Genomic DNA, 21768 nt, shown 5'->3' with positions numbered 1-21768 from the left:
AACCATCATACCCGAGCGCGATGCGCGCACGAAACGGCCTGCGGCGATGGCGAATTGACGCCTGGCACGACGGGGAGAAAGTGTTAGGTGAAGTGGAATTGTGCGTGTATCGTGTTCCTTTGAACCAGACAATACGCCGCGCCACACGCGGCCAAGATGAGATGACCGGAACGAGCACGCGCCAGAGGCGCTCCGATGTCGAGACAGCGAAAGCAGTGGCGCGCGGCGTCAACATCCTTGCGGTACGGAACCGCTCGCTGGCGCAACATTATATGGAATGCATGCACGTGCCGCCGGCTGTCATCGCGCGCGTGCTCGACGACCCCGCATCGCGCCGCGCACCCAGCGCGGAGCAGGCGATCTCGGAAGCCATCTCCCCCTCGTCGCCTGCGCGGCGCTCCGAAGAATAGACCAATGCCCTAGTGGGCGTGGTGGACCAGGACCCTGTCCGGGTCGAGCGATTCCTCGCCCTGTGCGGTGGCGCGCTCGGTGGCCATGCAGTCCTCGGTCGCCTGCGCGTCGTCGTCGGCCGCTTCCGGCGGGTCGAGCATGTCCGTCAGCATCGCCTGCAGTTCCGCCGTATCCCACTGTTCGCCACGGCGCTGCTTCGTATGGATGTAATGCCGGATCTCGCGGTCTTGATCGTCGGTTAAGGGAAGGCCGCGGAACGTTTCAGCTTGGATGCCTTCATTCATGATGCTCACGCTTTCAATTTGCAACGCCGAACGGTTGGCGGTCGGGCTAAGCGCGGCGTTGCACCAGCGGCGACGAATGGGGCGCTGCGTTTGGCCCCGTCCAGATCGAATTTATACGCCTTTTGCATCCACAGGCGCACGACCTGGCCCGTCCTGCGCCGCCGAGCCGCCCGGCCCCACCGCAACCGCCAGCAGTGCCTTGAGCGTGCCAAGCGTATCGGCATCCTCGACCGGCTTGTCGTCGCGACGGCGCAGGATGCGCGGAAAGCGCACGGCGATGCCGGCCTTGTGGCGCGACGACTGCTGGATGCCCTCGAAGCCGATTTCGAACACCATGGTCGGGCGTACGGAGCGCACCGGCCCGAACTTCTCGACCGTGGTCTTGCGGATCGCCGCGTCCACCTGCGCGATCTCGGCGTCGGTCAGGCCCGAATACGCCTTCGCGAACGGCACCAGCCTGCGCTCGCCCTCGCTGTCGTCCCAAACCGCGAAGGTGTAGTCGGTGTACAGCGAGGCACGGCGCCCGTGGCCGGGCTGCGCGTACACCAGCACCGCATCCACCGAATACGGGTCGATCTTCCACTTCCACCAGGTGCCCACGTCCTTGGTGCGGCCCACGCCGTACTGCGCGTCGCGCGCCTTGAGCATCATGCCCTCCACGCAGCGCTCGCGCGAGCCGGCGCGCAGCTCGGCCAGCGCGGCCCAGCCGGCGCCGTGCACCAGCGGTGAAATCTTCAGCGCCGGCTGGGCTGCCTGCTCCACCTGCGTCTCCAGCAGCGCGCGCCGCTCGTGCTGCGGCAGCGCGCGCACATCCACGCCATCCAGTTCCAGCAAGTCGTACGAGACCAGCACCGCCGGCAGCTCGGCCAGCAGCTTGGCCGACAGGTTCTTGCGTCCGATACGCCGCTGCAGCTCAGCGAACGGCGCGGGGGCGTCTTGCGCATGGTTCCAGACCAGCACTTCGCCATCGATCACCGTGCCCTCGGGCAGGCGGATCGCGGCCAGCTCGGGAAACCGTTCGGTGATCAGGTCCTCGCCGCGCGACCACAGGTAATTCTGGCCGCCGCGCCGCACCAGCTGGGCGCGGATGCCGTCGTACTTCCATTCGACCAGCCAGTCGTCCACCTCGCCCAGCGCGGCAGGCTCGCCCTGCAGCGGGTGCGCCAGGAAGAACGGATAGGGCTGGCCGCCGCGCAGCTTGTGTTCTTCATCCGATTGCGGCGAGATCAGCTGCAGGAAGCCGCTAGCTGTCGGGCGCACCGTGCCGTCGGTCCAGCCCATCAGACGCTGGGCAATCAGCTTGCTGTCCACCGCCGCGATGTTGGCCAGCGCGCGCGTGACCAGCAGGCGCGACACGCCCACGCGAAAGCCGCCGCCGATCAGCTTGATGAGCAGGAAGCGCTCGCGCCAGTCCAGTTCATTCCAGTAGCCGAACAGCGCCTCGCGTATCGTGCCCGGATCGGCCCCGCGCAGCGGCCCGATGCGCTGTTCCATCCACTCGGCCAGCCCGATGTCGCTGCGCCGCGCGGGCGGCGGCAGAATGTGGGCGATGGTTTCGGCCATATCGCCAACCGCCTGGTAGCACTCGTCGAACAGCCACTCGTCCAGGCCCGAATACTCGATCGCGTACTGCCACAGCAGCTTGCTCGGCACCGCCTGGCGCGGCTTGCCGCCGGCGAGGAAGTACACGGCCCATGCCGCGTTCTCGGGCGCCGCGCGCGAAAAGTAGTTCTGCAGCGCCTCCAGCTTGCGGTTGGTGGCGGTGGTCTCGTCCAGCTCGGCGTACAGGCGCGCGAACTCACGCATCGGCGGCCTCCCCGGCCAGCGGCGCCGCGGTCACGGCTTCGTCCTCGTCGCCGTACTCGGTTTCGAAGCCGGCCGCGGAAAGGCCCTGCTGGCACAGCCAGCGCACCATCACCGGAATCGAGCCGTGCGTGACGATCACGCGCTCGGCCTCGGTGGCGCGGATCGCCGTCATCAATCCGGGCCAGTCGGCGTGATCCGACAGCACGAAACCGCGATCCACGCTGCGCCGGCGGCGCGCCCCGCGCAGCAGCATCCAGCCGCTCGCGAAAGCATCGCTACAGTCGCCGAAGCGCTTCATCCAGGGCGAGCCGGCGGCCGACGGCGGCGCGATCACCAGCGCGCGCCGCAAGGCCGCCTTCTCGACGTCCGTGACCATGCTGGTTGGCGGCAGCGCCACGCCGGCCGCGCGGTAGGCCCGGTTCAGCGGTTCGACCGCGCCGTGGCAGACGATCGGCCCGGTGGCCGGGTCAAGGCCGGAAAGGATGCGCTGCGCCTTGCCGAACGCGTACGCAAAGATGACGCTGCAGCGCCCTTCGTCGGCGTTCTTGCGCCACCAGCGGTTGATGTCGTCGAAAATGTCCTGCTCCGGCTCCCATCGGTAGATCGGCAGCCCGAAGGTGGACTCGGTGATGAAGGTGTGGCAGCAGACTGGCTCGAACGGCGCGCAGGTCTTGTCTGCCTCGACCTTGTAGTCGCCCGACGCCACCCAGACCTCGCCGCCGCACTCCATGCGCACCTGGCTCGATCCGAGCACGTGCCCGGCGGGGTGCAGCGACAGGGTGACATCCTTGTGCCTGATCTTCTCGCCGTACGCGATTCCTTCGATCGAGGCATCTTCCGACAGCCGGGTACGCAGCACGCCCACGCCGGGCGCGGCGGTGAGGTAGTGCGCGCTGCCGTGGCGCGCATGGTCGCCGTGCGCATGGGTGATGACCGCCCGCTCCACCGGCCGCCAGGGGTCGATGTAGAAGTCTCCGGGCACACAGTACAGGCCCTCCTTGCGTACGACGACCATGTCCCCCATCGCGCTCCTTTCCGGTCAGGCAGGCTCCACGAAATCGGCCACGAAGGTGCGCTTTTCCTCATCCGGGAATTCGATGGTCACCTGGTCGCCCGCAACCGCGACCACCACGCCCTCGTCGTACTTGTGCACCTTGACGCGCGCGCCCACCTCGAATGCCGGGGGCGGCGGCGCATGCTCGTCCGGCTGCTGGCCGAACTCGTCGTCGCGGATCTCGATCTCTTCGGTGAGCGCGAGAGCTGGCGGATTCAGGCAGTTGTCGCAGCGCCCGCACTTGTCGAAACCGGGAATCTCGTCGCAGAAGTAATCGAGCAGCAGCTTCCAGCGGCAAAAGCCGCTCACCGCATAGCCCACCATTTGCTCGAGCGCTTCGCGGTCGCGTTCCTGCTTTTGCACGTACACCTCGGCCAGGCCGTCGAAGGTCGCGGCCTTCGGCTCGGCTGCCGTGAGCACATATTCGAGCTTGCGGTTCTGGCGCAGCAGCTTGCCGTCCTTGAGCAGCTTGAGGCACACCTTGAGCTTGGCCTCGTGCTCGCTCACCGCGCCCTCCAGCCGCTCGATCGTCACCGGCCCGGCTTCGGCCGCGCCGCGCACCGCGTCGTACACGGCGCGCAGGTCGTTGGCGGTCGGGTAGTGCTTCACCAGGAAGAACTGCTGCACCCGCTTGTCGTCCTGCAGGAACAGCAGCGTGCACTCGGCGTCCTTGCCGTCGCGGCCCGCGCGGCCAGACTCCTGGTAGTAGGCTTCCAGGTTGGCCGGGATCTGCAGGTGGATCACAAAGCGCGTATCCGGCTTGTCGATGCCCATGCCGAACGCATTGGTGGCCACCATCACGCGCCGTTCGTCGTTCATGAACTGGTCCTGGTTGGCCTTGCGCTCGGCCGCGCGCAGCTGGCCGTGGTAGATCGTGACCGACTCGCCGGCTTCCTCCAGAATGTGGTGCATCTCCTCGGCCGCCTTGACGGTGGCGGCATACACGATGCCCACGCCCTCGGTTTCCCGCACCAGCTTGAGCGCCTCGGCGTACTTCTCATCCGCGTTCGTCACCTGCAGCACCCGGTATTGCAGGTTGGCGCGGTAGATGCCGGTGTTGATGACGTTCAGGCGCGGGCGGTTAAGCTGCTTGCCGATGTCTTCGATCACGTCCTCGGTGGCGGTGGCGGTGAGCGCCAGCACCGGCGGCCGGCCCAGCGCCTCGATCGACGCGGCCATTTCGATGTAGGCGGGCCGGAAGTCGTGGCCCCACTGCGAGATGCAGTGCGCCTCGTCCACCACCACAATGTCGATCTTCACCTTGCGCAGCACCTCGACGAAATCGGCCTGCGCCAGCCGCTCGGGCGTGCAGAACACGATCTCGCACTCGCCGTTCTCCACGGCCGCCAACGCTTCCCGCTCTTCCTCGGCCGACAGGCTGCTGTTGACCTGCACGGCGCGCACACCAAGCTCCTGCAGCTTTTCCAGCTGGTCCTTCATCAGCGAGATGAGCGGCGAGACCACGATCGTCATCCCTTCCAGGATGCGGGCGGGAATCTGGTAGCACAGGGATTTGCCGCTGCCGGTGGGCATGATGGCGAGCGTGTCCTTGCCGTCCAGCACGCTGTCGATGACGCGTTGCTGGCCGTCGCGCAGGTGCTCGATGCCGAAGACGGAATGGAGCAGCTTGCGAATGTTGTTGCGGCGTATCGCGAGCAGGCCGCGATGCATGAGTTTGGGGTCGTGACGGGTCATGGGCCAACTCTAAGCGGCCAGCGAAGCCAGCGGTATAGGACGCAGCCTACAGCTGTCGTAGGAAGGCCACTTTTCGGCACCCTGGGCGCGTCATACAGGGTGACAAGGTTTTTTCCTACAGGGCTACGGAATTGCCGCTGATACTTGCCCGCTGACGGCGGGGCTAAGATGCAATCGTCTCAATGCGATAGAACCGGAGCATATCATGACGCGCATGATTCCCATGGCGTGGACCGCGGTCCAATTGGCGCTGGCCAGCGCCGCTACCTGGCTGCTGTGCGAGAGCGGCGCGCTGGGGGATGCGTCGGCGGTGCTGCTGGTGCATTGATCCGTTCGGCAGACCGTCAGTCCCTGCCACCGACCACCAGCATCTCCACGTCGTCCCCGCGCAGGCGGGGACCCATGCTGAGTTTGGCGAAACGCGGCTGATGCGCCTTCGGACGCGGTCTATGGGTCCCCGCCTGCGCGGGGACGACGTGCGGATGGTGGAGGTGCCAGGTTCAGCCGGTGGCTGCTAAACCAAGCATTACGCCGCAGCCTTCTCCGCCGTCTCATCCACCGACGAGCGCACCAGGTAGTCGAACGCCGACAGCGCCGCCTTTGCCCCCTCGCCCACCGCGATCACGATCTGCTTGAACGGCACCGTGGTCACGTCACCTGCCGCGAACACGCCCGGCACCGACGTCTCGCCGCGCGCATTGACCTCGATCTCGCCGTGGCGCGACAGGTCCAGCGTGCCCTTGAGCCACTCGGTATTCGGCACCAGGCCGATCTGCACGAACACGCCTTCCAGCTCCAGCTTGTGCGACTGGCCGGTGCTGCGGTCGGTATAGGTCAGCGCGTTCACCTTCTTGCCGTCGCCGTGAATCTCGGTGGTCTGGCCCGAGGTGATGATGTCCACGTTCTGCAGGCTCCTGAGCTTCTTCTGCAACACAGCGTCCGCGCGCAGCTCGCCGCCGAACTCGACCAGCGTGACGTGCGCCACGATGCCGGCCAGGTCGATCGCCGCTTCCACGCCCGAATTGCCGCCGCCGATCACCGCCACGCGCTTGCCCTTGAACAGCGGGCCGTCGCAGTGCGGGCAGTACGCCACGCCGTGGTTGCGGTATTCCTTTTCACCCGGCACATTGATCTCGCGCCAGCGCGCGCCGGTGGCGAGGATCACGGACTTGGCGCTCAGCACCGCGCCGCTTTCGGTCTGCACCTCGATCATCTTGCCCGGCACCAGCTTGCTGGCGCGCTGCGTGTTCATGATCTCGACTTCGTAGTGCTTAACGTGTTCTTCCAGCGCAATCGCAAAGCGCGGGCCGTCGGTTTCCTTCATCGACACGAAGTTCTCGATCGCCAGCGTGTCGAGCACCTGGCCGCCGAAGCGGTCCGCCAGCACGCCGGTACGAATGCCCTTGCGCGCCGCGTAGATTGCCGCCGCCGCGCCGGCCGGGCCACCGCCGACGATCAGCACGTCGAAGGGCTTCTGCCTGGACAGCTCGGCCGCCTTGCGGGCGCCGCCGGCAGTGTCCAGCTTGGCCAGGATTTCTTCCACGCTCGTGCGGCCCTGGCCAAAATATTCTCCGTTCAGGAACATCATCGGCACGGCCATGATCTGGCGCGCTTCCGCTTCGTCCTTGAACACGCCGCCATCAATGGAGGTGACCTTGATGCGCGGGTTGATGATCGACATCGAGTTAAGCGACTGCACCACTTCCGGGCAGTTGTGGCACGACAGCGAGATGAAGACCTCGAACTCGAAGTCGCCATCCAGGTTCCGGATCTGCTCGATCACCGCCTCGTCCAGCTTGATCGGGTGGCCGCCCACCTGCAGCAGGGCCAGCACCAGCGAGGTGAATTCGTGGCCCATCGGCAGGCCGGCAAAGCGCACGCCCACGTCCGAGCCGACACGGTTGATCGCGAACGACGGCTTGCGCTCGTCGTCGTCGCGCTTTTCAACCACCGTGATCTTGTCGCTCAGCGCGGCAATGTCGTGCAGCAGTTCTTTCATTTCGCCTGAAGTAGGCGAGTCATCAAGCGAGGCAACGAGCTCAATCGGCGTCACCACACGTTGCAGGTAGGCCTGCAGTTGCTCTTTGAGGCTTGCGTCCAGCATGATGGGGTTCCTTTGTTGCTGAGTTACTGACAGCTAATGCGATTTTGTAGGGTGGGCGGCTGGTCCGCCCGCGCGCTCAAGCGGCGCTTGCACTGGTTGGACGCGTGGGCAGGAAGACCTGCCCACCCTACGGGGTGTTGCGGTGACGTTTAGATCTTGCCGACCAGGTCCAGCGACGGCTTCAGGGTGGCCGCGCCTTCGGTCCACTTGGCCGGGCACACTTCGCCCGGGTGGTTGGCGACGTACTGGGCTGCCTTGACCTTGCGCAGCAGTTCCGACGCGTCGCGGCCGATGCCGTTGTCGTGCACTTCCATGACTTTGATCTGGCCTTCCGGATTGATCACGAAGGTGCCGCGCAGGGCCAGGCCTTCTTCCTCGATCATCACTTCGAAATTGCGTGCCAGGGCGCCGGTCGGGTCGCCGATCAGCGGGTAGTTGACCTTCTTGATCGCTTCCGAGGTGTCATGCCATGCCTTGTGCGCGAAGTGGGTGTCGGTCGATGCGCCGTACACGTTCACGCCCAGCTTGGCGAATTCCGGCTGCAGGTTTGCCAGGTCTTCCAGTTCGGTCGGGCAAACGAAGGTGAAGTCGGCCGGGTAAAACATGATCACCGACCAGGTGCCTTTGAAGTTTTCTTCGGTCAGGTCGATGAATTTGCCGTTGTGGAATGCGGTTGCTTTGAACGGTTTGATCTGGGTGTTGATAAGGGACATGACATCTCCTGTTTGGGGGTTAAAAGACTAGACGGGATGTAGTGTAATCGGCCACTGCGAATCTGTAAAATGAATTGAACAGATGCTGTCGATTGATTTTGACTATGACGAGCGATGGGCTCGCTGCGCCTGAGTTCGTCGTCCTCACGCAGGCGGTGACCCATGCTGAGCGAGCAGCATCGCGGCGACGACTTCGGAAATGGCCTACGGGTTCCCGCCTGCGCGGGAACGACGTGCTTGAGATAACACGGCAATCAGGCGGCCGCTTGCACGCTGGCGGCAGGCGCCTCCGGGCACGGCAGCGTCAGGCTGAACACCGAGCCCTCGCCCGGCTTGCTCTGCACCGACAGCTCGCCACCATGCGATTGCGCCAGCTGGCGCGAAATGTACAGGCCCAGCCCCAGGCCCTTCGGCTCGCCGTTGCGCGCGCCCCGTTCGTAGGGCTCGAAGATGCGCTGCACGTCCTCCGGCGCGATGCCGCGGCCCTGGTCGCGCACGTCGATACGCACCTGGCCCGGCGCGTCCTGCACGCTCACCTCGACCGGCCGGCTGCCGCCGTAGCGCAGCGCGTTGGTCAGCAGGTTCACGATCACCTGCTCGATCCGGAACTCGTCCCAGCAACCGGCCACGGGCGCGTGCGGCGTGAGCGCCAGCGTGCACCCGGCGGCGGCGGCCTGCAGCGACAGGTCGCTGACCACCCGCTCGAGCAGCGCCATCAACTCCACCTGCGCCGGGCGGATCGACAGGGTGCCGCTGCGGATGCGCGAGACGTCCAGCATGTCGTCGATCAGCCGGATCATCGCCTTGATCTGGCGCTCGTCGCGGGTCACCATCGCGGACAGTTTTTCGGCGTCGAACGCGGCCAGGTTGCCCTTCCTGACCTGCAGGCTGCGCATCTGCGTTTCCAGGAACAGCGTGTTGAGCGGCGTGCGCAATTCGTGCGCCACCAGCGACATGAACTCGTCGCGCATGCGCAGCGAGCGCTGCAGCTCTTGCTGCGTGGCGTGCAGCTCCTTGAGCAGCACTTCCTGCTCGCGCCGGCTGCGTTCGAGCGCCGCCACCTGGCGCTGCGTCTCGCGCCGCTGCTGGTCGAGCGCGACGAACACGCTGACCTTGCTGCGCACCGCATCCGGGTCGAGCGGCTTGTACAGGAAATCCACCGCGCCGGTCTCGTAGCCCTTGAAGGCGTAATTGAGCTCCTTGCCCGCCGCGCTGACGAACACGATCGGGATGTGGCGCGTGCGCTCCGTCCCGCGCATCAGCTCGGCCAGCTCGAAGCCGTCCATGCCCGGCATTTGCACGTCCAGGATCGCGAGCGCGAACTCGTGGTCGAGCAGCAGCGCCAGCGCCTCTTCGCCGGATTGGGCGCGATAGACGACGCGCCGGTCGTCGCGGATCAACGCGTCGAGCGCCTGCAGGTTCTCCGGCAGGTCGTCAACGATGAGCAGGTTGCTGGGTTCTTGGCTCATGGTCCCTCCAACATGGGCAATAGCGCGGCAATGCGCGCAAGCGGCAGCACCAGGTGCGGCGCGCAGCGACGAATGGCATGCATGGGCATGGCGGGCACCTGGGCCTCGTCCGGGTCCTGCACGATGGCCAGGCCGCCGCAGGCCCGGATGTGCGCCATGCCGTCGGCGCCATCCTGGTTGGCGCCGGTCAGCAGGATGCCGGCCAGCGCCGGCCCGTAGGCGTCGGCGGCGGACTCCATCAGCACATCGATCGCGGGCCGCGCAAAGTGCACGGGCGGCTCGCAACTGAGCGAAAAGCTGCGGTCCTGTTCGACCAGCAGATGGTAGCCCGGCGGTGCGAAGTAGATCGTGCCGGGGCGAATCGATTCCTTGTCGGCCGCCTCGCGCACCGGCTGCGGCAGGCGCTCGCCGAACAGCTCGGCCAGCCGGCTCTCGCGGTCGGGCGGCATGTGCAGGATGCAGACCACCGCCAGGCGCAGATCGGCGGGCAGCGCGGGCAGCAGCGTGAGCAGCGCGTCGATGCCGCCGGCCGAAGCGCCGATCACCACCGCCTCGATGGCGCGGTCCGCGAGCGCGCGTTCGATGTCTTGCGTCGTGCTCATGCGCCCGCCTTGCGGAATATCCGCTCGCGCCTGGCCATCACCTCGAACTGGGTGGCGTAGCGCGAGAACTCGATGCTCTCCTTGCTGCCAAGGCCCAGGAAGCAGCGGTGGCACAGCGATTCGTGGAACAGCCCCAGCACGCGGTCCTGCAGGCGCCGGTTAAAGTAGATCATCACGTTGCGGCAGCTGATCAGTTGCGTCTCGGAGAAGACGCTGTCGGTGGCCAGGCTGTGGTCCGCAAACGTCACGTTCTCGATGAGCGCGCGGTCAAAGCGCGCCCCGCCATACGCGGCCGTGTAGTAATCCGAGAAGGCGCGCGTACCGCCCGCCTTCTGGTAGTTCTCGGTATAGAGCCGCATGCGATCGAGCGGGAACACGCCGCGCCGCGCCGCCTCCAGCGACTCGGGGTTGATGTCGGTCGCGTAAATCAGCGCGCGCTCGAGCAGCCCTTCCTCGTGCAGCAAAATCGCCAGCGAATAGACTTCCTCGCCGGTGCTGCAGCCGGCGACCCAGACCTTGAGCGACGGGTAGGTACGCAGGAACGGCACCACCTGCGTGCGCAGCGCCAGGAAGTACTCGGGGTCGCGGAACATCTCGGTGACCGGGATGGTCAGGAACTGCAGCAATTGCGCGAACGCGTCCGGCTCGTGCATCACGCGCGCCTGCAGCGCCGACACCGTGGCGCAGCCCATCTCGCGCATCGCGACCAGCACGCGGCGCTTCTGCGAGGCCCCGGTGTAGTCGCGGAAATCGTAGTTGTACTTGAGGTACACGGCTTCCACCAGCATCCGGATCTCGATGTCGATGTCGTTCGGCTGCTTCAAATGCGCTCCAGGCTGGGCATCCATACCCGCAGCAGCGAGTACAGGCGCGTCAGGTCGATCGGCTTGGCCAGGTAGTCGTTGGCGCCGGCGGCCAGGCACTGTTCCTGGTCGTCCTTCATCGCCTTGGCGGTCACGGCGATGATCGGCAGGCGCTCGAAGCGCTTGTCCTGGCGAATGCGGCGCGTCGCTTCCAGGCCATCCATCCCGGGCATCATCACGTCCATCAGCACCAGGTCCACTTCGGGCGCCTCGTCCAGCTTCTTGAGCGCTTCCAGTCCGTTGCGCGCCACCTCGACGTGCGCGCCGCGCTGCTCCAGCGCGCTGGTGAGGGCGAACACGTTGCGCACGTCGTCATCGACCAGCAGGATGGTGCGCCCTTCGAACACACGGTCGCGGCCGCGCACGGCCTTGAGCATGTGCTGGCGTTCGGACGAGAGCTGCGACTCGACCTTGTGCAGGAACAGCGTCACCTCGTCGAGCAGGCGCTCGGGCGAACGGGCGCCCTTGATGATGATCGAACGCGAGTACTTGAGCAGTTCGGCTTCTTCGTCGCGCGTCAGGTTGCGGCCGGTGTACACGATCACCGGCGGGAACGAGCACATCTCCTCGTGCGACATGCGCTCCAGCAGGTCCTTTCCTTGCATGTCCGGCAGCTTCAGGTCGATGATCATGCAGTCGAAGATTTCGCTGCGCAGCAGGTCCAGCGCGTCGGCGCCGGTGCCGACCGCGTCGATCTTCACGTCGGCGTCGGCGATCAGCTGCACCACGCTCTCGCGCTGGCGCTCGTCGTCCTCGACCAGCAACACACGCTTGATCTGTTGCGCCGACTTTTGCTGCAGCTTGCGGAACACCTCCTCGAGCTGCTCGCGCGTGGTCGGCTTGAGCGCATAGCCGATCGCGCCCAGGTGCAGCGCTTCGCCGCCATTTTCCAGGCTCGACACCACGTGCACCGGGATGTGGCGGGTGGCCGGATTCTCCTTGAGCGCCTGCAGCAGCGACAGGCCCGAGCGGTCCGGCAGGCGCATATCGAGCAGGATCGCGTCGGGCTTGTCGGAGGTGGCCAGTTCCAGTCCTTCGCCGGCGGTGAGCGCGACCACGCAGCGGAAATCCAGGTCATGCGCCAGGTCGAACAAAATGCGCGCGAAACCGGCATCGTCCTCGATCACCAGCACGGTGCGCACGCCGCCAGCGGGGCGGTCGCGATCGTCCGTGAACGGCAATTTCGCTCGCTCCTCGCGCGGTTCCTGCGGCGCTGGCGTAGCTGCGGTGGGCGCGGGCGTTGCAACCGGGGCCGGCGGCGTTGCGGCGACCGCGCCGCTCCGCGGCAGGCTCAGGATGAAGGTGCTGCCCTGCCCCGGCGTGCTGGTGACGGTCAGCGTGCCACCCAAGAGCGCGGTCAGGTCGCGCGAGATCGACAGGCCAAGCCCGGTACCGCCAAAGCGCCGGCTGGTGGTGCCGTCGGCCTGGTGGAAGGCTTCGAAGATGCGCTCCTGCTGCTCGGGCGCGATGCCGATGCCCGAGTCGCGCACGGCAAACTGCACCCAGCCGGACTCGGTGGACGACACCGCCAGCGTCACGTTGCCGCGCTCGGTGAACTTGACCGCGTTCGACAACAGGTTCTTCAGCACCTGCTCCAGGCGCTGGCGGTCGGTGTGGATCATGGCCGGCACGTCGTGCTCGACGTTGACCGAGAAGGCGAGCTGCTTCTGGCGCGCCAGCGGCTCGAAGGTGCGCGCCAGTCCCTCGACGGTGCGGCGCAGCGACACGTCCTCGGGCGCGAGCTCCAGCTTGCCCGCCTCGACCTTGGAGATGTCGAGGATGTCGTTGATCAGGTTGAGCAGGTCGTTCCCGGCCGAGTAGATGGTGTTCGCAAACCGCACCTGTTCCTCATTCAGGTTGCCGGCCGCGTTATCGGCCAGCAGCTTGGCCAGGATCAGCGAGCTGTTGAGCGGCGTGCGCAGCTCGTGCGACATATTGGCCAGGAACTCGGACTTGTAGCGGCTGGCGCGCTCCAGGTCCAGCGCGCGCTGGCGCAGCTGGTCCTGCGCCTCGGTCAGCTGCGCGTTCTTCATGTCCAGGTTCGCGGCCTGTTCCACCAGCTGGTCGTTGGTCTGTTCAAGCTCGGCCTGCTGGTTCTCCAGGCTGGTCTGCGACTCTTCCAGCGCGCGCGACTGCTCTTCCAGCTCTTCGTTCGCGGTGCGCAGCTCTTCCTGCTGCACCTGCAGCTCTTCGTTCAGCGCCTGCGTCTCGGCCAGCGCTTCCTGCATGCGCTGGCGGTACATGACCGCAGCCACCGCGGCGCCGATCGCGTCGCTCACGGTCTTCACGAACTCCAGGTCGCGTCCGACCATCGGGTGCAGGAAACCGATCTCGATCACGCCCTTGACCTTGCCGTAGTTCGAGAACGGCACGATCAACAGTTCGCGCGGCGGCGTCTCGCCCAGGCTTGATCCCACCTTGATGTAATCCGGCGGCAGGTCCTTGAGCACCATGACACGGTTCTCGTTGGCCGCCTGGCTGGCCAGCGATTCGCCCGGCTGGATGACGGCCGCATGCCCGGCGGTGTCGTGCGCAAATCCGAACGCGGCGATGCGGCGCAAGACGCCTTCGTCGTTACGGAAGTACATCGCCGCGACCACGCCGTCCACGTAGGGCACAAGGTAGTCGAGCACCGCCTGCCCCAGCGGTTCGAGGGCGTGGATGCCGGCGCTGTGGCGCGCCAGCTCGATCTGGCCGCTGCGCAGCCAGGCCATGTGGCGCAGCTCGGCGTTGTGCTCGGCCTCGTGGCGCAGCACATCGTCGTACGAGGTGGACAGCGCGGTCAGCTCGCGCCGGCCGAACAGCGCCAGCAGGCCGCCGGCCAGCAGCGTAAAGATGAGGAAAGCGAGCACCGAAAACGTGGTGACGGTGCGCGCCGAGTCGTTGCGCTCCTGGAGCATGCGCTGCTCGTTGTCGAGCAGGTCGTTGAAGGTGTTGCGTATCTCGTCCGTGAAGACCTTGCCGCGGCCGCTCTTGACCTCGTCGAGGTAGTCCAGGCCCACGCGCCGGCGGGTGACCATCTCGGTGGCGTACTTTTGCCACTCCGCTTGCGCGGCCTTGATGCGGCGCACGCGCTCGGCCTGCCCGACGTGGTCGCCCACCAGCTCTTGCAGCGCCTGCGTTTCGGGCTGCAGGCGCGAGCCGGCCGCAAGGTAGGGCTCCAGGAAGCTCTGCTCGCCGGACAGCAGGTAGCCGCGCAAGCCAGTCTCCATGTCCGCCGACAGCTTGCTGACCTGCTGCGCCTTGCCGATCACGCGCTCGGAACGCTCCACGCCGCTCAAGGTGCTGAGCAAATACGCGATGATCGCAACAAAGACCGCGGCGCTCAGCACACTCATCCCCAACGGCAGGGCGAGGTTCCGGGTCAGTATCCGCCGGAACTTCTCGTTGTTGATTGTCTCTTCAGCCATTCCCTGGTCTTTATTATGGAAAAAAATATCCCAAGTGTAACTCAATCGTTAAATGTGGCGCGCGCGATAGGCCATTTTATCTTTTCGAAATTTAATTACGGAAACGCCTCGTGCATGAAAGCAAATTTCATCATCGCTTGACGTTCTTGCAGCACGTCCGTGTAAAATGACCACCTCATCTGAAATGGAGGATTCCACCCATGCGCCTGTGATGCCCGCTGCACCCAACGCAGCGTCCCGACCGCCCTCGCCGTCAGCTAATGGCCAGGCGCTTCAACGCATCCACAGGAACAACACATGGCGTATCCGTTTCTCGCGGCCCTGCACGGGGTCGACTACCTTCTGCCCGACGGCACACCGCTGTTCACGGGCCTCAATGAAACCATCGGCGCCGAAACGGTCGGCGTGATCGGCCATAACGGCAGCGGCAAATCCACGTTCGGCAAACTGGTGAGCGGCGAGCTCGCGCCGACGCGCGGGCGAATCGAACGCGCGCGACCGGTGGTCCGCGTGTCGCAGGACAGCGGATCGGTGGGCGCGCGTAGCCTTGCCGAACTGGCCGGGCTGCACGCGCCGCTGGCGGCGCTGCGCCGCTTGGCACAAGGCGAGGCGCTGCCCGAGGACTTCGACACCATTGGCGAGCGCTGGGACATCGAAGCACGCTGGCTGGCGCTGCTCGAACGCGCCGAGCTTAACGAATCCATGGCGCCGGCTTCGCTCAGCGGCGGGCAGCGGATGCTGCTGTGTCTCGCGGGCGCCTTCAGCAGCGACGCGGAGCTGCTGGTGCTGGACGAGCCGAGCAACCACCTCGACAGCGCGCATCGGGCCTGGCTGCTTGGCGAAATCAGCCGCTGGCGCGACAGCGGGCGCGGCCTGCTGCTCATCACCCACGATCGCGCCCTGCTCAACAACGTAGACCGCACCATCGAAACGCGTGCGCCGCTACTGAAGCGCTACGGTGGTGGATGGTCGGTGGTCCAGGCCCAGCGCGGGGACGAGGTCGAGGCCGCGAACGCGCGGCTGGAACGGGCCAAAACGGAGCGCTCGCGCGAACAGCAGACGCTGCGCGAACAGGCCGAGCGGGCGGCGCGGCGCAACGCACGGGGTGCGCGCGACGCCAAAAGCGCCAACCAAGCCAAGCTGCTGCTCGGCCTGCGCGAGGACCGCGCCGAGCAGACCAACGGTGCACGCGCCATGCGCCACGCCCGCCGCCAGCAGGACCTGCAGGACGAAGTGGCGCAGGCATTCGGCGCGCTCGCCGGGGCATTGCAGCGGCCGGAATTTCCGGAGCTGGACGACGTGCTGGTCCCGCAAGGGCAAGAAGCGCTGGTACTGGACGAAGTGCGCGCGCCGTGGGGATGGTCGGCACCGCTCACCTGGTCGGCGCGCGGGCCGGTCCGGCTTGCGATCACGGGGCCGAACGGCTGCGGCAAGAGCACCCTGCTGCGCATGATCGCGGGCGAACTGGCGCCGGCATCCGGGGCAATTCGCCGTCCGCTGCATTGCGCGCTGCTCGACCAGTCGCTACGGATGCTGGACCAGCATGCGCCGCTGCTGGAACAGTTCGAGCGGCGCACGCACGGCCTGGGCGAAGGACGGCTACGCCAGCATCTTGCCAAGGCGGGACTTTCAGCTGATCGCTTGCGCCAGCCGTGCCATGCGCTCAGTGGCGGAGAACAGATGCGCGCCGCGCTGCTGTTGGCGATGCTGGGCCAGCCACCAGCACGCATGCTGCTGCTTGATGAGCCGAGCAACCACCTCGACCTTGCCGCGACCGAGGCCCTGGAGCACATGCTGCGTTCGTGGACGGGAGCGCTGGTCGTGGTCTCGCACGATGAGAGTTTTCTCGCAAAGCTCGACCTGACGCACCGGCTGGAGCTTACGCGGGAAGGATGGCGAGCGGTTCAGCCTCGCACTTGAGCAAGCGAGGTGTTCGCGTAGGGTGGGCAACTCGCTGCCCACGCGTTCAAGCGCACAATAACGCGCTGGTCCGCACTCGTGGACTGAACGCGTGGGCAGGAAACCTGCCCACCCTACTCGGGTCAGTGATACCGGGCCCGTGGCGAAAGCTGGCCTCTCTGGTCCCATCAAAGGAAGCGGTCGAGGATCTTCCGGCTTTGCTTGTCGATGCGGTACATGTCGCGCACGAGGAAATTGATGCCATGACTGTCCGCCACCAGCAGCGACGCTTCGCCGATGCGGCGGATGTCCTCGTCCGCCTTCAGCACGAATTCGGTGTCGCCGCGGTCGGTCGCCACGTACCAGGTGCAAGGCGTGGCGAAGCTCGACACGGACTTGATGCGCAGGATCTCGGGCATGAACTCGCGCCCCTCCAGCTCCTCGGAGACGAGCTTGCGGATATCGTCCGGCATCTCGGCCAGGTCGTCGATCCACGCCACTTCCTTGCCGCCGTCACGCACCAGCGAGATGCCCTTGGACGGTGACTGAATCGGGAACGAGCGCACCGGCGCCACGCCAACGATCTCTTCGCCGTCCAGCGTGGTCAGCACCAGTTTGCCGAAACTGTCGCGGCGCAGTTGGAATGATGGGTTCATGCTTGTTTATTCCTTCTTTCCATCGTCCGGGTCGTGGTCCACGTTGCGCGCCTGCGCTTCGTACAAGCGGCGGTAGGCGCCATCGTCGATCGACATGAGTTCGTCGTGGGTGCCCTCTTCCACCACATGCCCGCGGTCGAGCACCACCAGCCGGTCGGCGCGCTGCAGGGTCGAGAGGCGGTGCGCAATCGCGATGGTGGTACGGCCCTGCACCAGGTTGTCGAGCGCCTTCTGGATTTCCTTTTCGGTCTCCGAGTCCACCGACGACGTGGCCTCGTCCAGGATCAGGATCGGCGGGTTGATGAGCAGCGCGCGCGCGATCGAAATGCGCTGGCGCTCGCCGCCGGACAGCCCTTGCCCGCGCTCGCCCACCATCGAGTCGTAGCCCTGCGGCAGGCGCAGGATGAACTCGTGCGCGTGCGCGGCGCGCGCGGCGGCGATGATCTCTTCACGGGTCGCGTCCGGCTTGCCGTAGGCGATGTTCTCGGCGATCGTGCCGAAGAACAGGAACGGCTCCTGCAGCACCAGGCCAATGTGGCGCCGGTAGTCCGACACCGCGAACGAGCGGATGTCCTTCCCGTCCAGCAGGATCGCGCCCTCGGCCACATCGTAGAAGCGGCAGATCAGGTTCACCAGCGTCGATTTGCCCGAGCCGCTGTGGCCGACCAGGCCCACCATTTCGCCGGCCTTGATGTTCAGCGAGATGCCGCGGTTGACCGCGCGCGTGCCGTAACGGAAGCCCACTTCGCGCAGCTCGATATGGCCCTGCACTTTGTCCAGCTTGACCGGGTTGGCGGGGTCGGGCACGCTGGACACGTGGTCGAGGATGTCGAAGATGCGCTTGGCCGCCGACGCCGATTTCTGCGTCACCGACACGATGCGGCTCATGGAATCCAGGCGCACGTAGAATCGCCCGGAATACGCAATGAAGGCCGACAGGGTACCGACCGTGATCTCGCCTTGCGACACCTGCCAGATGCCGAAGCACCAGATGATGAGCAGGCCCAGTTCGGTCAGCAGCGACACGGTCGGCGAGAACAGCGACCACACCTTGTTGAGCTTGTCGTTGACGGCCAGGTTGTGCTTGTTCGCTTCCTTGAAGCGCATCGCCTCGCGCTTCTCCTGCGCGAAGGCCTTCACCACGCGGATGCCGGGAATGGTATCGGCCAGCACGTTGGTCACTTCGCCCCACACGCGGTCGATCTTCTCGAAGCCGGTGCGCAGCTTGTCGCGCACCACGTGGATCATCCACGCGATGAACGGCAGCGGCACCAGCGTGATCAAGGCCAGCTTTGCGTTAATCGAGAACAGGATCACGCCCGTCATGATGATCATGAGGACGTCGGACAGGAAGTCGAGCAGGTGCAGCGAGAGGAACACGCAGATGCGGTCGGAGCCGCTGCCGATGCGGCTCATCAGGTCGCCGGTGCGCTTCCCGCCAAAGAATTCCAGCGACAGGCGCAGCAGGTGTTCGTAGGTGGCGGTGCGCATGTCCGCGCCCATGCGTTCGGAGACCAGCGCCAGTACATAGGTCTTGCCCCAGCCCAGCGCCCACGCCAGCATGGCCGACGCAAACAGGCCGCCCATGTACAGATAGACCAGCGAATTGTCGATCTTCTGGCCGTTCTGGTACGGGATCAGCACCTTGTCCATCAGCGGCATGGTCAGGTACGGCGGGATCATGTGGGCGCCGGTCGAGGCCAGCATCAGCAAAAAGCCGATCGCCAGCTGGCCCTGGTAGGGCTGGGCGAAGCGCCACAGTCGCAGCAGGGTCCAGGTGGACGGCGGCGTGTGCAGCACCTTGGTGCAGATCGGGCATTCGTCCTCGTCCGGGTCGAGCGGCGCCTTGCAGGTCGGGCAGATGTGTTGCTCGGGTGGCAGCACCGGCACGCCCGTCACCACGCTCTCGGCCTGGTCGCGGAACTGGTCCGCCACGCGGATCGCCTGCAGGTTCTGCCCGAGCGTGAAGCGCCATGCGGCCAGCAACGCGTTTTCGTCGACCAGCTCCAGGTGGCCGATGCCGGCGTGGTCGTAGTGACGCAGTTGCAGTCCCTTGCGGTAGGGCCAGTCGCGCCACTCGGTTTCGCCAGGCGAACGGGCCATCAGGCGGTGCTGCGTGACGACCAGCAGCCCTTTTGTGAAATGGAGTCGGGCATCGAGGTCAACCTCAACGCTACTTAAAACGTTTTCCCCCGGAGCAAGTCTCTTTCCGACGTCGGCCTGCCAGTGATCCGGCAGGGAGCTGGCAGCTGCAGCCAGTGACGAAGAGGGAACTAGTTGTTGAGTTGTCATTATCGATGCTGCCCGTTTGCCAGGCACTAGATTTGTACGAATGAAAGCCAAAACGGCGACACGCTCAGCAGATCCGAAAAACGTTGTCTGCAGCATGCGCGATACGGGCGCCGGAGCAATCTACGGTATTCTATCGGAGGGAACGAGACTGGCAGAAATTGGTGCGGCACGGTAAGCTCTCGTGCCGGCGAGTATATACAACAAAGAACGCAACGGAAAGTCGGTACCCGGTGGGGTAGCGGACAGGCAGGCAAACATAGGCAAAGCCGGGTGGCGCGAAGCGCAGCCGCCCGCGAAGACATTTTTACATGACAAAGAAGAAAGACATCAAGATTCTCCGTGTGACCCACCTGCGCGGCCCGAACATCTGGACTTACCGCCCTGTCATCGAAGCCTGGCTCGACATCGGCGAACTGGAAGACTTCCCTTCGAACACCCTCCCCGGCCTGAATGAACGACTGACCACCTGGCTGCCCGGGCTCATCGAGCACCGTTGTGGCGTGGGCACGCGCGGCGGCTTCCTGGAGCGGCTGCAGGAAGGCACCTGGGCCGGCCACATCCTCGAGCACATCGTCCTCGAGTTGCAGAACATGGCCGGCATGAAAACCGGTTTCGGCAAGACCCGCTCGGTGGGCGAGCCCGGTATTTATAAGATGGCCTTCCGCACGCGCGAGGAAGGCGTGGGCCGCGCGGCGCTGGAAGCGGGGCGCGAACTGCTGCTGGCGGCGATCAACGACGAGCCGTTCGACATGAAGGGCACCGTCGAGCGCCTGACCGACCTGGTGGACCGCCGCTGCCTGGGCCCGTCCACCGGCCATATCGTGGATGCGGCCATCGACCGCAAGATCCCGTACATCCGCCTCACCGATGGCAACCTGGTGCAGCTTGGCCACGGCGCGGCGCAGCGCCGCATCTGGACCGCTGAAACCGACCGCACCGGCGCCATCGCCGAGGGCATTGCCAGCGACAAGGACCTGACCAAGAGCCTGCTGGCCTCGTGCGGCGTGCCGGTGCCGGAAGGCGCGGTGGTGAAAAGCGCCGACGAGGCGTGGGAAGAAGCGCAGGACATCGGCCTGCCGGTCGCGGTCAAGCCGATCGACGGCAACCACGGGCGCGGCGTATCGCTGAACCTGATGACCCAGGCCGACGTAGCGGCGGCCTACGAGATCGCATCGAAGGAAGGCGACAGCCGCTCGGTGCTGGTGGAACGCTACATTCCGGGCAACGAGCACCGCCTGCTGGTGGTCGGCTCGCAGGTGGTGGCGGCGGCGCGCGGTGAATCGCTGTTCGTCACCGGCGACGGCAAGTCGAACATCATCGCGCTGTGCGACAGCCAGATCAACACCGACCCGCGCCGCGGACCGACCGAGGAATTCCCGCTCAACCCGGTGGTGCCGCACGAGAGCGAAGAGATCATGCTGGACCTGAAGCGCCAGGGGTTGAGCCCGGAATCGGTGCCGCAGGACGGCCAGAAGGTGCTGATCCAGTTGAACGGCAACGTGGCGGACGACGTCACCGACATCGTGCACCCGGAGGTGGCCTACGCCGCCGCGCTGGCCGCGCGCATCGTCGGCCTGGACATTGCCGGCATCGACATGGTGTGCGAAGACATCTCGCGACCGCTGCAAGAGCAGCGCGGCGCGATCATCGAAGTCAATTCGAGCCCGGGCCTGCTGGCCCACATCAAGCCCGCGAGCGGCACGCCGCGCAACGTCGGCGAGGCGATCATCGCGCACCTGTTCGCACAGGGCGAGACCGGCCGCATCCCGGTGGTGGGCGTGACCGGCACGCTGGGCACGAGCCTGATCTCGCGCATCGTCGGCTGCCTGGTGCACCTGACCGGCAAGCACGTGGGCGTGGCCAACGGCGAAGGCCTGTACCTGGACCAGCGCGAAGTCACCGCCGGCGACAGCATGGGCTTCGAGGCCGGCCAGCGCCTGCTGATCAACCGCACCGTGCAGGCCGCCGTGTTCGAATCGAACGCGGCCACCATCCTGGCCGAGGGCCTGCCCTACGATAAATGCATGGTGGGCGTGGTCACGGACATGCAGAGCGAAGACCTGTCCGAGCTTTACATCAGCGACCAGGCGGCGCTGGCCAACGTGGTGCGCAGCCAGGTCGACGTGATCCTGCCCGAGGGCACCGCCGTGCTCAACGCCGCCGCCCCCGAGGTGGTGAAACTGGCAGACCTGTGCGACGGCCGCGTGATCTTCTACGCGCTCGACGAACACAACGACGTGATGGCGCGCCACCGCGCCAGCGGCGAACGCATCGCGTTCGTGCGCGACGGCCGCATGATGCTGGCCGAGGGCCCGCACGAAACGCCGCTGCTGGAGCTGGCCAAGATCAAGCCGGTCACCGCCAAATACCCGGAAAGCCTGCTGGCCGCGGCCGCCGCGGCCTGGGCGCTGGAGGTGCCGTCCGACCTGATCTGCGCCGGACTGCGCACGTTCGACGCCAGCCCGAAAAAGACCAACTGACAAAAAATACGAAGCGGCCCGCACAGCAGG

Annotated in this window: 16 protein-coding genes; 4 read left to right on the top strand and 12 right to left on the bottom strand. The window is 66.0% G+C overall.

The genetic code is table 11. The annotated features are described in order from the left end of the window. Positions 1-20: 20 nt before the first annotated feature. Complete coding sequence (locus tag NX773_RS03165) at positions 21-410, top strand: hypothetical protein (protein ID WP_258854924.1); 390 nt, start codon at positions 21-23, stop codon at positions 408-410. A 9-nt stretch (positions 411-419) separates the two neighbouring features. Here NX773_RS03165 and NX773_RS03160 read toward each other — a convergent pair whose 3' ends face one another. The 4 genes from NX773_RS03160 to NX773_RS03145 form a co-directional block, all read right to left on the bottom strand. After that, positions 420-695, bottom strand: a complete 276-nt coding sequence (locus tag NX773_RS03160) for a hypothetical protein (RefSeq protein WP_258854923.1) — start codon at positions 693-695, stop codon at positions 420-422. A gap of 111 nt (positions 696-806) precedes the next feature. After that, on the bottom strand, positions 807-2501 hold the full coding sequence (locus NX773_RS03155; RefSeq protein ID WP_258854922.1) for an ATP-dependent DNA ligase: 1695 nt from the start codon (positions 2499-2501) through the stop codon (positions 807-809). Beyond that, positions 2494-3525, bottom strand: a complete 1032-nt coding sequence (locus NX773_RS03150) for a ligase-associated DNA damage response exonuclease (protein ID WP_258854921.1) — start codon at positions 3523-3525, stop codon at positions 2494-2496. The genes NX773_RS03155 and NX773_RS03150 overlap by 8 nt, the downstream gene beginning before the upstream one ends. 15 nt (positions 3526-3540) lie before the next feature. Continuing rightward, positions 3541-5250, bottom strand: coding sequence for a RecQ family ATP-dependent DNA helicase (locus NX773_RS03145; RefSeq protein WP_258854920.1), 1710 nt, complete (start codon positions 5248-5250; stop codon positions 3541-3543). 205 nt (positions 5251-5455) lie between these two features. Between NX773_RS03145 and NX773_RS03140 the strand changes: the two genes are divergently transcribed. After that, positions 5456-5578 carry a hypothetical protein gene (locus tag NX773_RS03140; protein WP_258821037.1) on the top strand — a complete coding sequence of 41 codons (123 nt, stop codon included), beginning with the start codon at positions 5456-5458 and terminating at the stop codon, positions 5576-5578. Between the two features lie 198 nt (positions 5579-5776). Here NX773_RS03140 and ahpF read toward each other — a convergent pair whose 3' ends face one another. The 6 genes from ahpF to NX773_RS03110 all read right to left on the bottom strand — a co-directional run bounded on the left by ahpF (position 5777) and on the right by NX773_RS03110 (position 14411). After that, entirely contained in the window at positions 5777-7354 is a 1578-nt protein-coding gene (gene ahpF / locus NX773_RS03135; RefSeq protein ID WP_258854919.1) for an alkyl hydroperoxide reductase subunit F, read from the bottom strand. 149 nt (positions 7355-7503) lie between these two features. After that, positions 7504-8067: an alkyl hydroperoxide reductase subunit C gene (ahpC, locus tag NX773_RS03130; RefSeq protein WP_258854918.1), complete on the bottom strand. Its 564-nt coding sequence runs from the start codon at positions 8065-8067 to the stop codon at positions 7504-7506. Positions 8068-8321: 254 nt separating this feature from the next. Then, positions 8322-9536, bottom strand: a complete 1215-nt coding sequence (locus NX773_RS03125; RefSeq protein ID WP_258854917.1) for a hybrid sensor histidine kinase/response regulator — start codon at positions 9534-9536, stop codon at positions 8322-8324. Next, positions 9533-10138 carry a chemotaxis protein CheB gene (locus tag NX773_RS03120; RefSeq protein WP_258854916.1) on the bottom strand — a complete coding sequence of 202 codons (606 nt, stop codon included), beginning with the start codon at positions 10136-10138 and terminating at the stop codon, positions 9533-9535. The genes NX773_RS03125 and NX773_RS03120 overlap by 4 nt, the downstream gene beginning before the upstream one ends. After that, complete coding sequence (locus NX773_RS03115) at positions 10135-10986, bottom strand: CheR family methyltransferase (RefSeq protein WP_258854915.1); 852 nt, start codon at positions 10984-10986, stop codon at positions 10135-10137. Before NX773_RS03115 ends, NX773_RS03120 begins: the two co-directional genes overlap by 4 nt. Beyond that, the gene (locus NX773_RS03110; protein ID WP_258854914.1) at positions 10959-14411 is read right to left on the bottom strand and encodes a response regulator; all 3453 of its coding nucleotides are present in this window, start codon (positions 14409-14411) and stop codon (positions 10959-10961) included. The genes NX773_RS03115 and NX773_RS03110 overlap by 28 nt, the downstream gene beginning before the upstream one ends. Before the next feature lie 297 nt (positions 14412-14708). Here NX773_RS03110 and NX773_RS03105 point away from each other — a divergent pair, with 297 nt between their 5' ends. After that, complete coding sequence (locus NX773_RS03105; RefSeq protein WP_258854913.1) at positions 14709-16331, top strand: ATP-binding cassette domain-containing protein; 1623 nt, start codon at positions 14709-14711, stop codon at positions 16329-16331. Positions 16332-16498: 167 nt separating this feature from the next. On the opposite strand, the gene NX773_RS03100 is transcribed toward NX773_RS03105, so the two are convergent. Both NX773_RS03100 and NX773_RS03095 read right to left on the bottom strand, forming a co-directional pair. After that, positions 16499-16966 (bottom strand): cyanophycin metabolism-associated DUF1854 family protein, encoded by a 468-nt coding sequence (locus NX773_RS03100; RefSeq protein WP_258854912.1) that lies wholly within the window; start codon positions 16964-16966, stop codon positions 16499-16501. Between the two features lie 6 nt (positions 16967-16972). Next, on the bottom strand, positions 16973-19258 hold the full coding sequence (locus tag NX773_RS03095) for a cyanophycin metabolism-associated ABC transporter (protein WP_258854911.1): 2286 nt from the start codon (positions 19256-19258) through the stop codon (positions 16973-16975). A gap of 308 nt (positions 19259-19566) precedes the next feature. Here NX773_RS03095 and NX773_RS03090 point away from each other — a divergent pair, with 308 nt between their 5' ends. Continuing rightward, positions 19567-21738: a cyanophycin synthetase gene (locus NX773_RS03090; protein WP_258854910.1), complete on the top strand. Its 2172-nt coding sequence runs from the start codon at positions 19567-19569 to the stop codon at positions 21736-21738. Positions 21739-21768 lie beyond the last annotated feature (30 nt).

The organism is Massilia solisilvae (genome assembly GCF_024753215.1).
In the GTDB taxonomy this organism is placed as follows: Bacteria; Pseudomonadota; Gammaproteobacteria; order Burkholderiales; family Burkholderiaceae_D; genus Telluria; species Telluria solisilvae.
This window is presented reverse-complemented; position numbering and strand designations above follow the sequence as displayed.

Coding starts and splice junctions, on each gene's coding strand:
- NX773_RS03120 (WP_258854916.1), bottom strand. CDS start 10,138: ATGAGCACGACGCAAGACATCGAACGCGCGCTCGCGGACCGCGCCATC.
- ahpF (WP_258854919.1), bottom strand. CDS start 7,354: ATGCTGGACGCAAGCCTCAAAGAGCAACTGCAGGCCTACCTGCAACGT.
- NX773_RS03160 (WP_258854923.1), bottom strand. CDS start 695: ATGAATGAAGGCATCCAAGCTGAAACGTTCCGCGGCCTTCCCTTAACC.
- NX773_RS03110 (WP_258854914.1), bottom strand. CDS start 14,411: ATGGCTGAAGAGACAATCAACAACGAGAAGTTCCGGCGGATACTGACC.
- NX773_RS03090 (WP_258854910.1), top strand. CDS start 19,567: ATGACAAAGAAGAAAGACATCAAGATTCTCCGTGTGACCCACCTGCGC.
- ahpC (WP_258854918.1), bottom strand. CDS start 8,067: ATGTCCCTTATCAACACCCAGATCAAACCGTTCAAAGCAACCGCATTC.
- NX773_RS03150 (WP_258854921.1), bottom strand. CDS start 3,525: ATGGGGGACATGGTCGTCGTACGCAAGGAGGGCCTGTACTGTGTGCCC.
- NX773_RS03140 (WP_258821037.1), top strand. CDS start 5,456: ATGACGCGCATGATTCCCATGGCGTGGACCGCGGTCCAATTGGCGCTG.
- NX773_RS03125 (WP_258854917.1), bottom strand. CDS start 9,536: ATGAGCCAAGAACCCAGCAACCTGCTCATCGTTGACGACCTGCCGGAG.
- NX773_RS03155 (WP_258854922.1), bottom strand. CDS start 2,501: ATGCGTGAGTTCGCGCGCCTGTACGCCGAGCTGGACGAGACCACCGCC.
- NX773_RS03145 (WP_258854920.1), bottom strand. CDS start 5,250: ATGACCCGTCACGACCCCAAACTCATGCATCGCGGCCTGCTCGCGATA.
- NX773_RS03115 (WP_258854915.1), bottom strand. CDS start 10,986: ATGGATGCCCAGCCTGGAGCGCATTTGAAGCAGCCGAACGACATCGAC.
- NX773_RS03095 (WP_258854911.1), bottom strand. CDS start 19,258: ATGACAACTCAACAACTAGTTCCCTCTTCGTCACTGGCTGCAGCTGCC.
- NX773_RS03105 (WP_258854913.1), top strand. CDS start 14,709: ATGGCGTATCCGTTTCTCGCGGCCCTGCACGGGGTCGACTACCTTCTG.
- NX773_RS03165 (WP_258854924.1), top strand. CDS start 21: ATGCGCGCACGAAACGGCCTGCGGCGATGGCGAATTGACGCCTGGCAC.
- NX773_RS03100 (WP_258854912.1), bottom strand. CDS start 16,966: ATGAACCCATCATTCCAACTGCGCCGCGACAGTTTCGGCAAACTGGTG.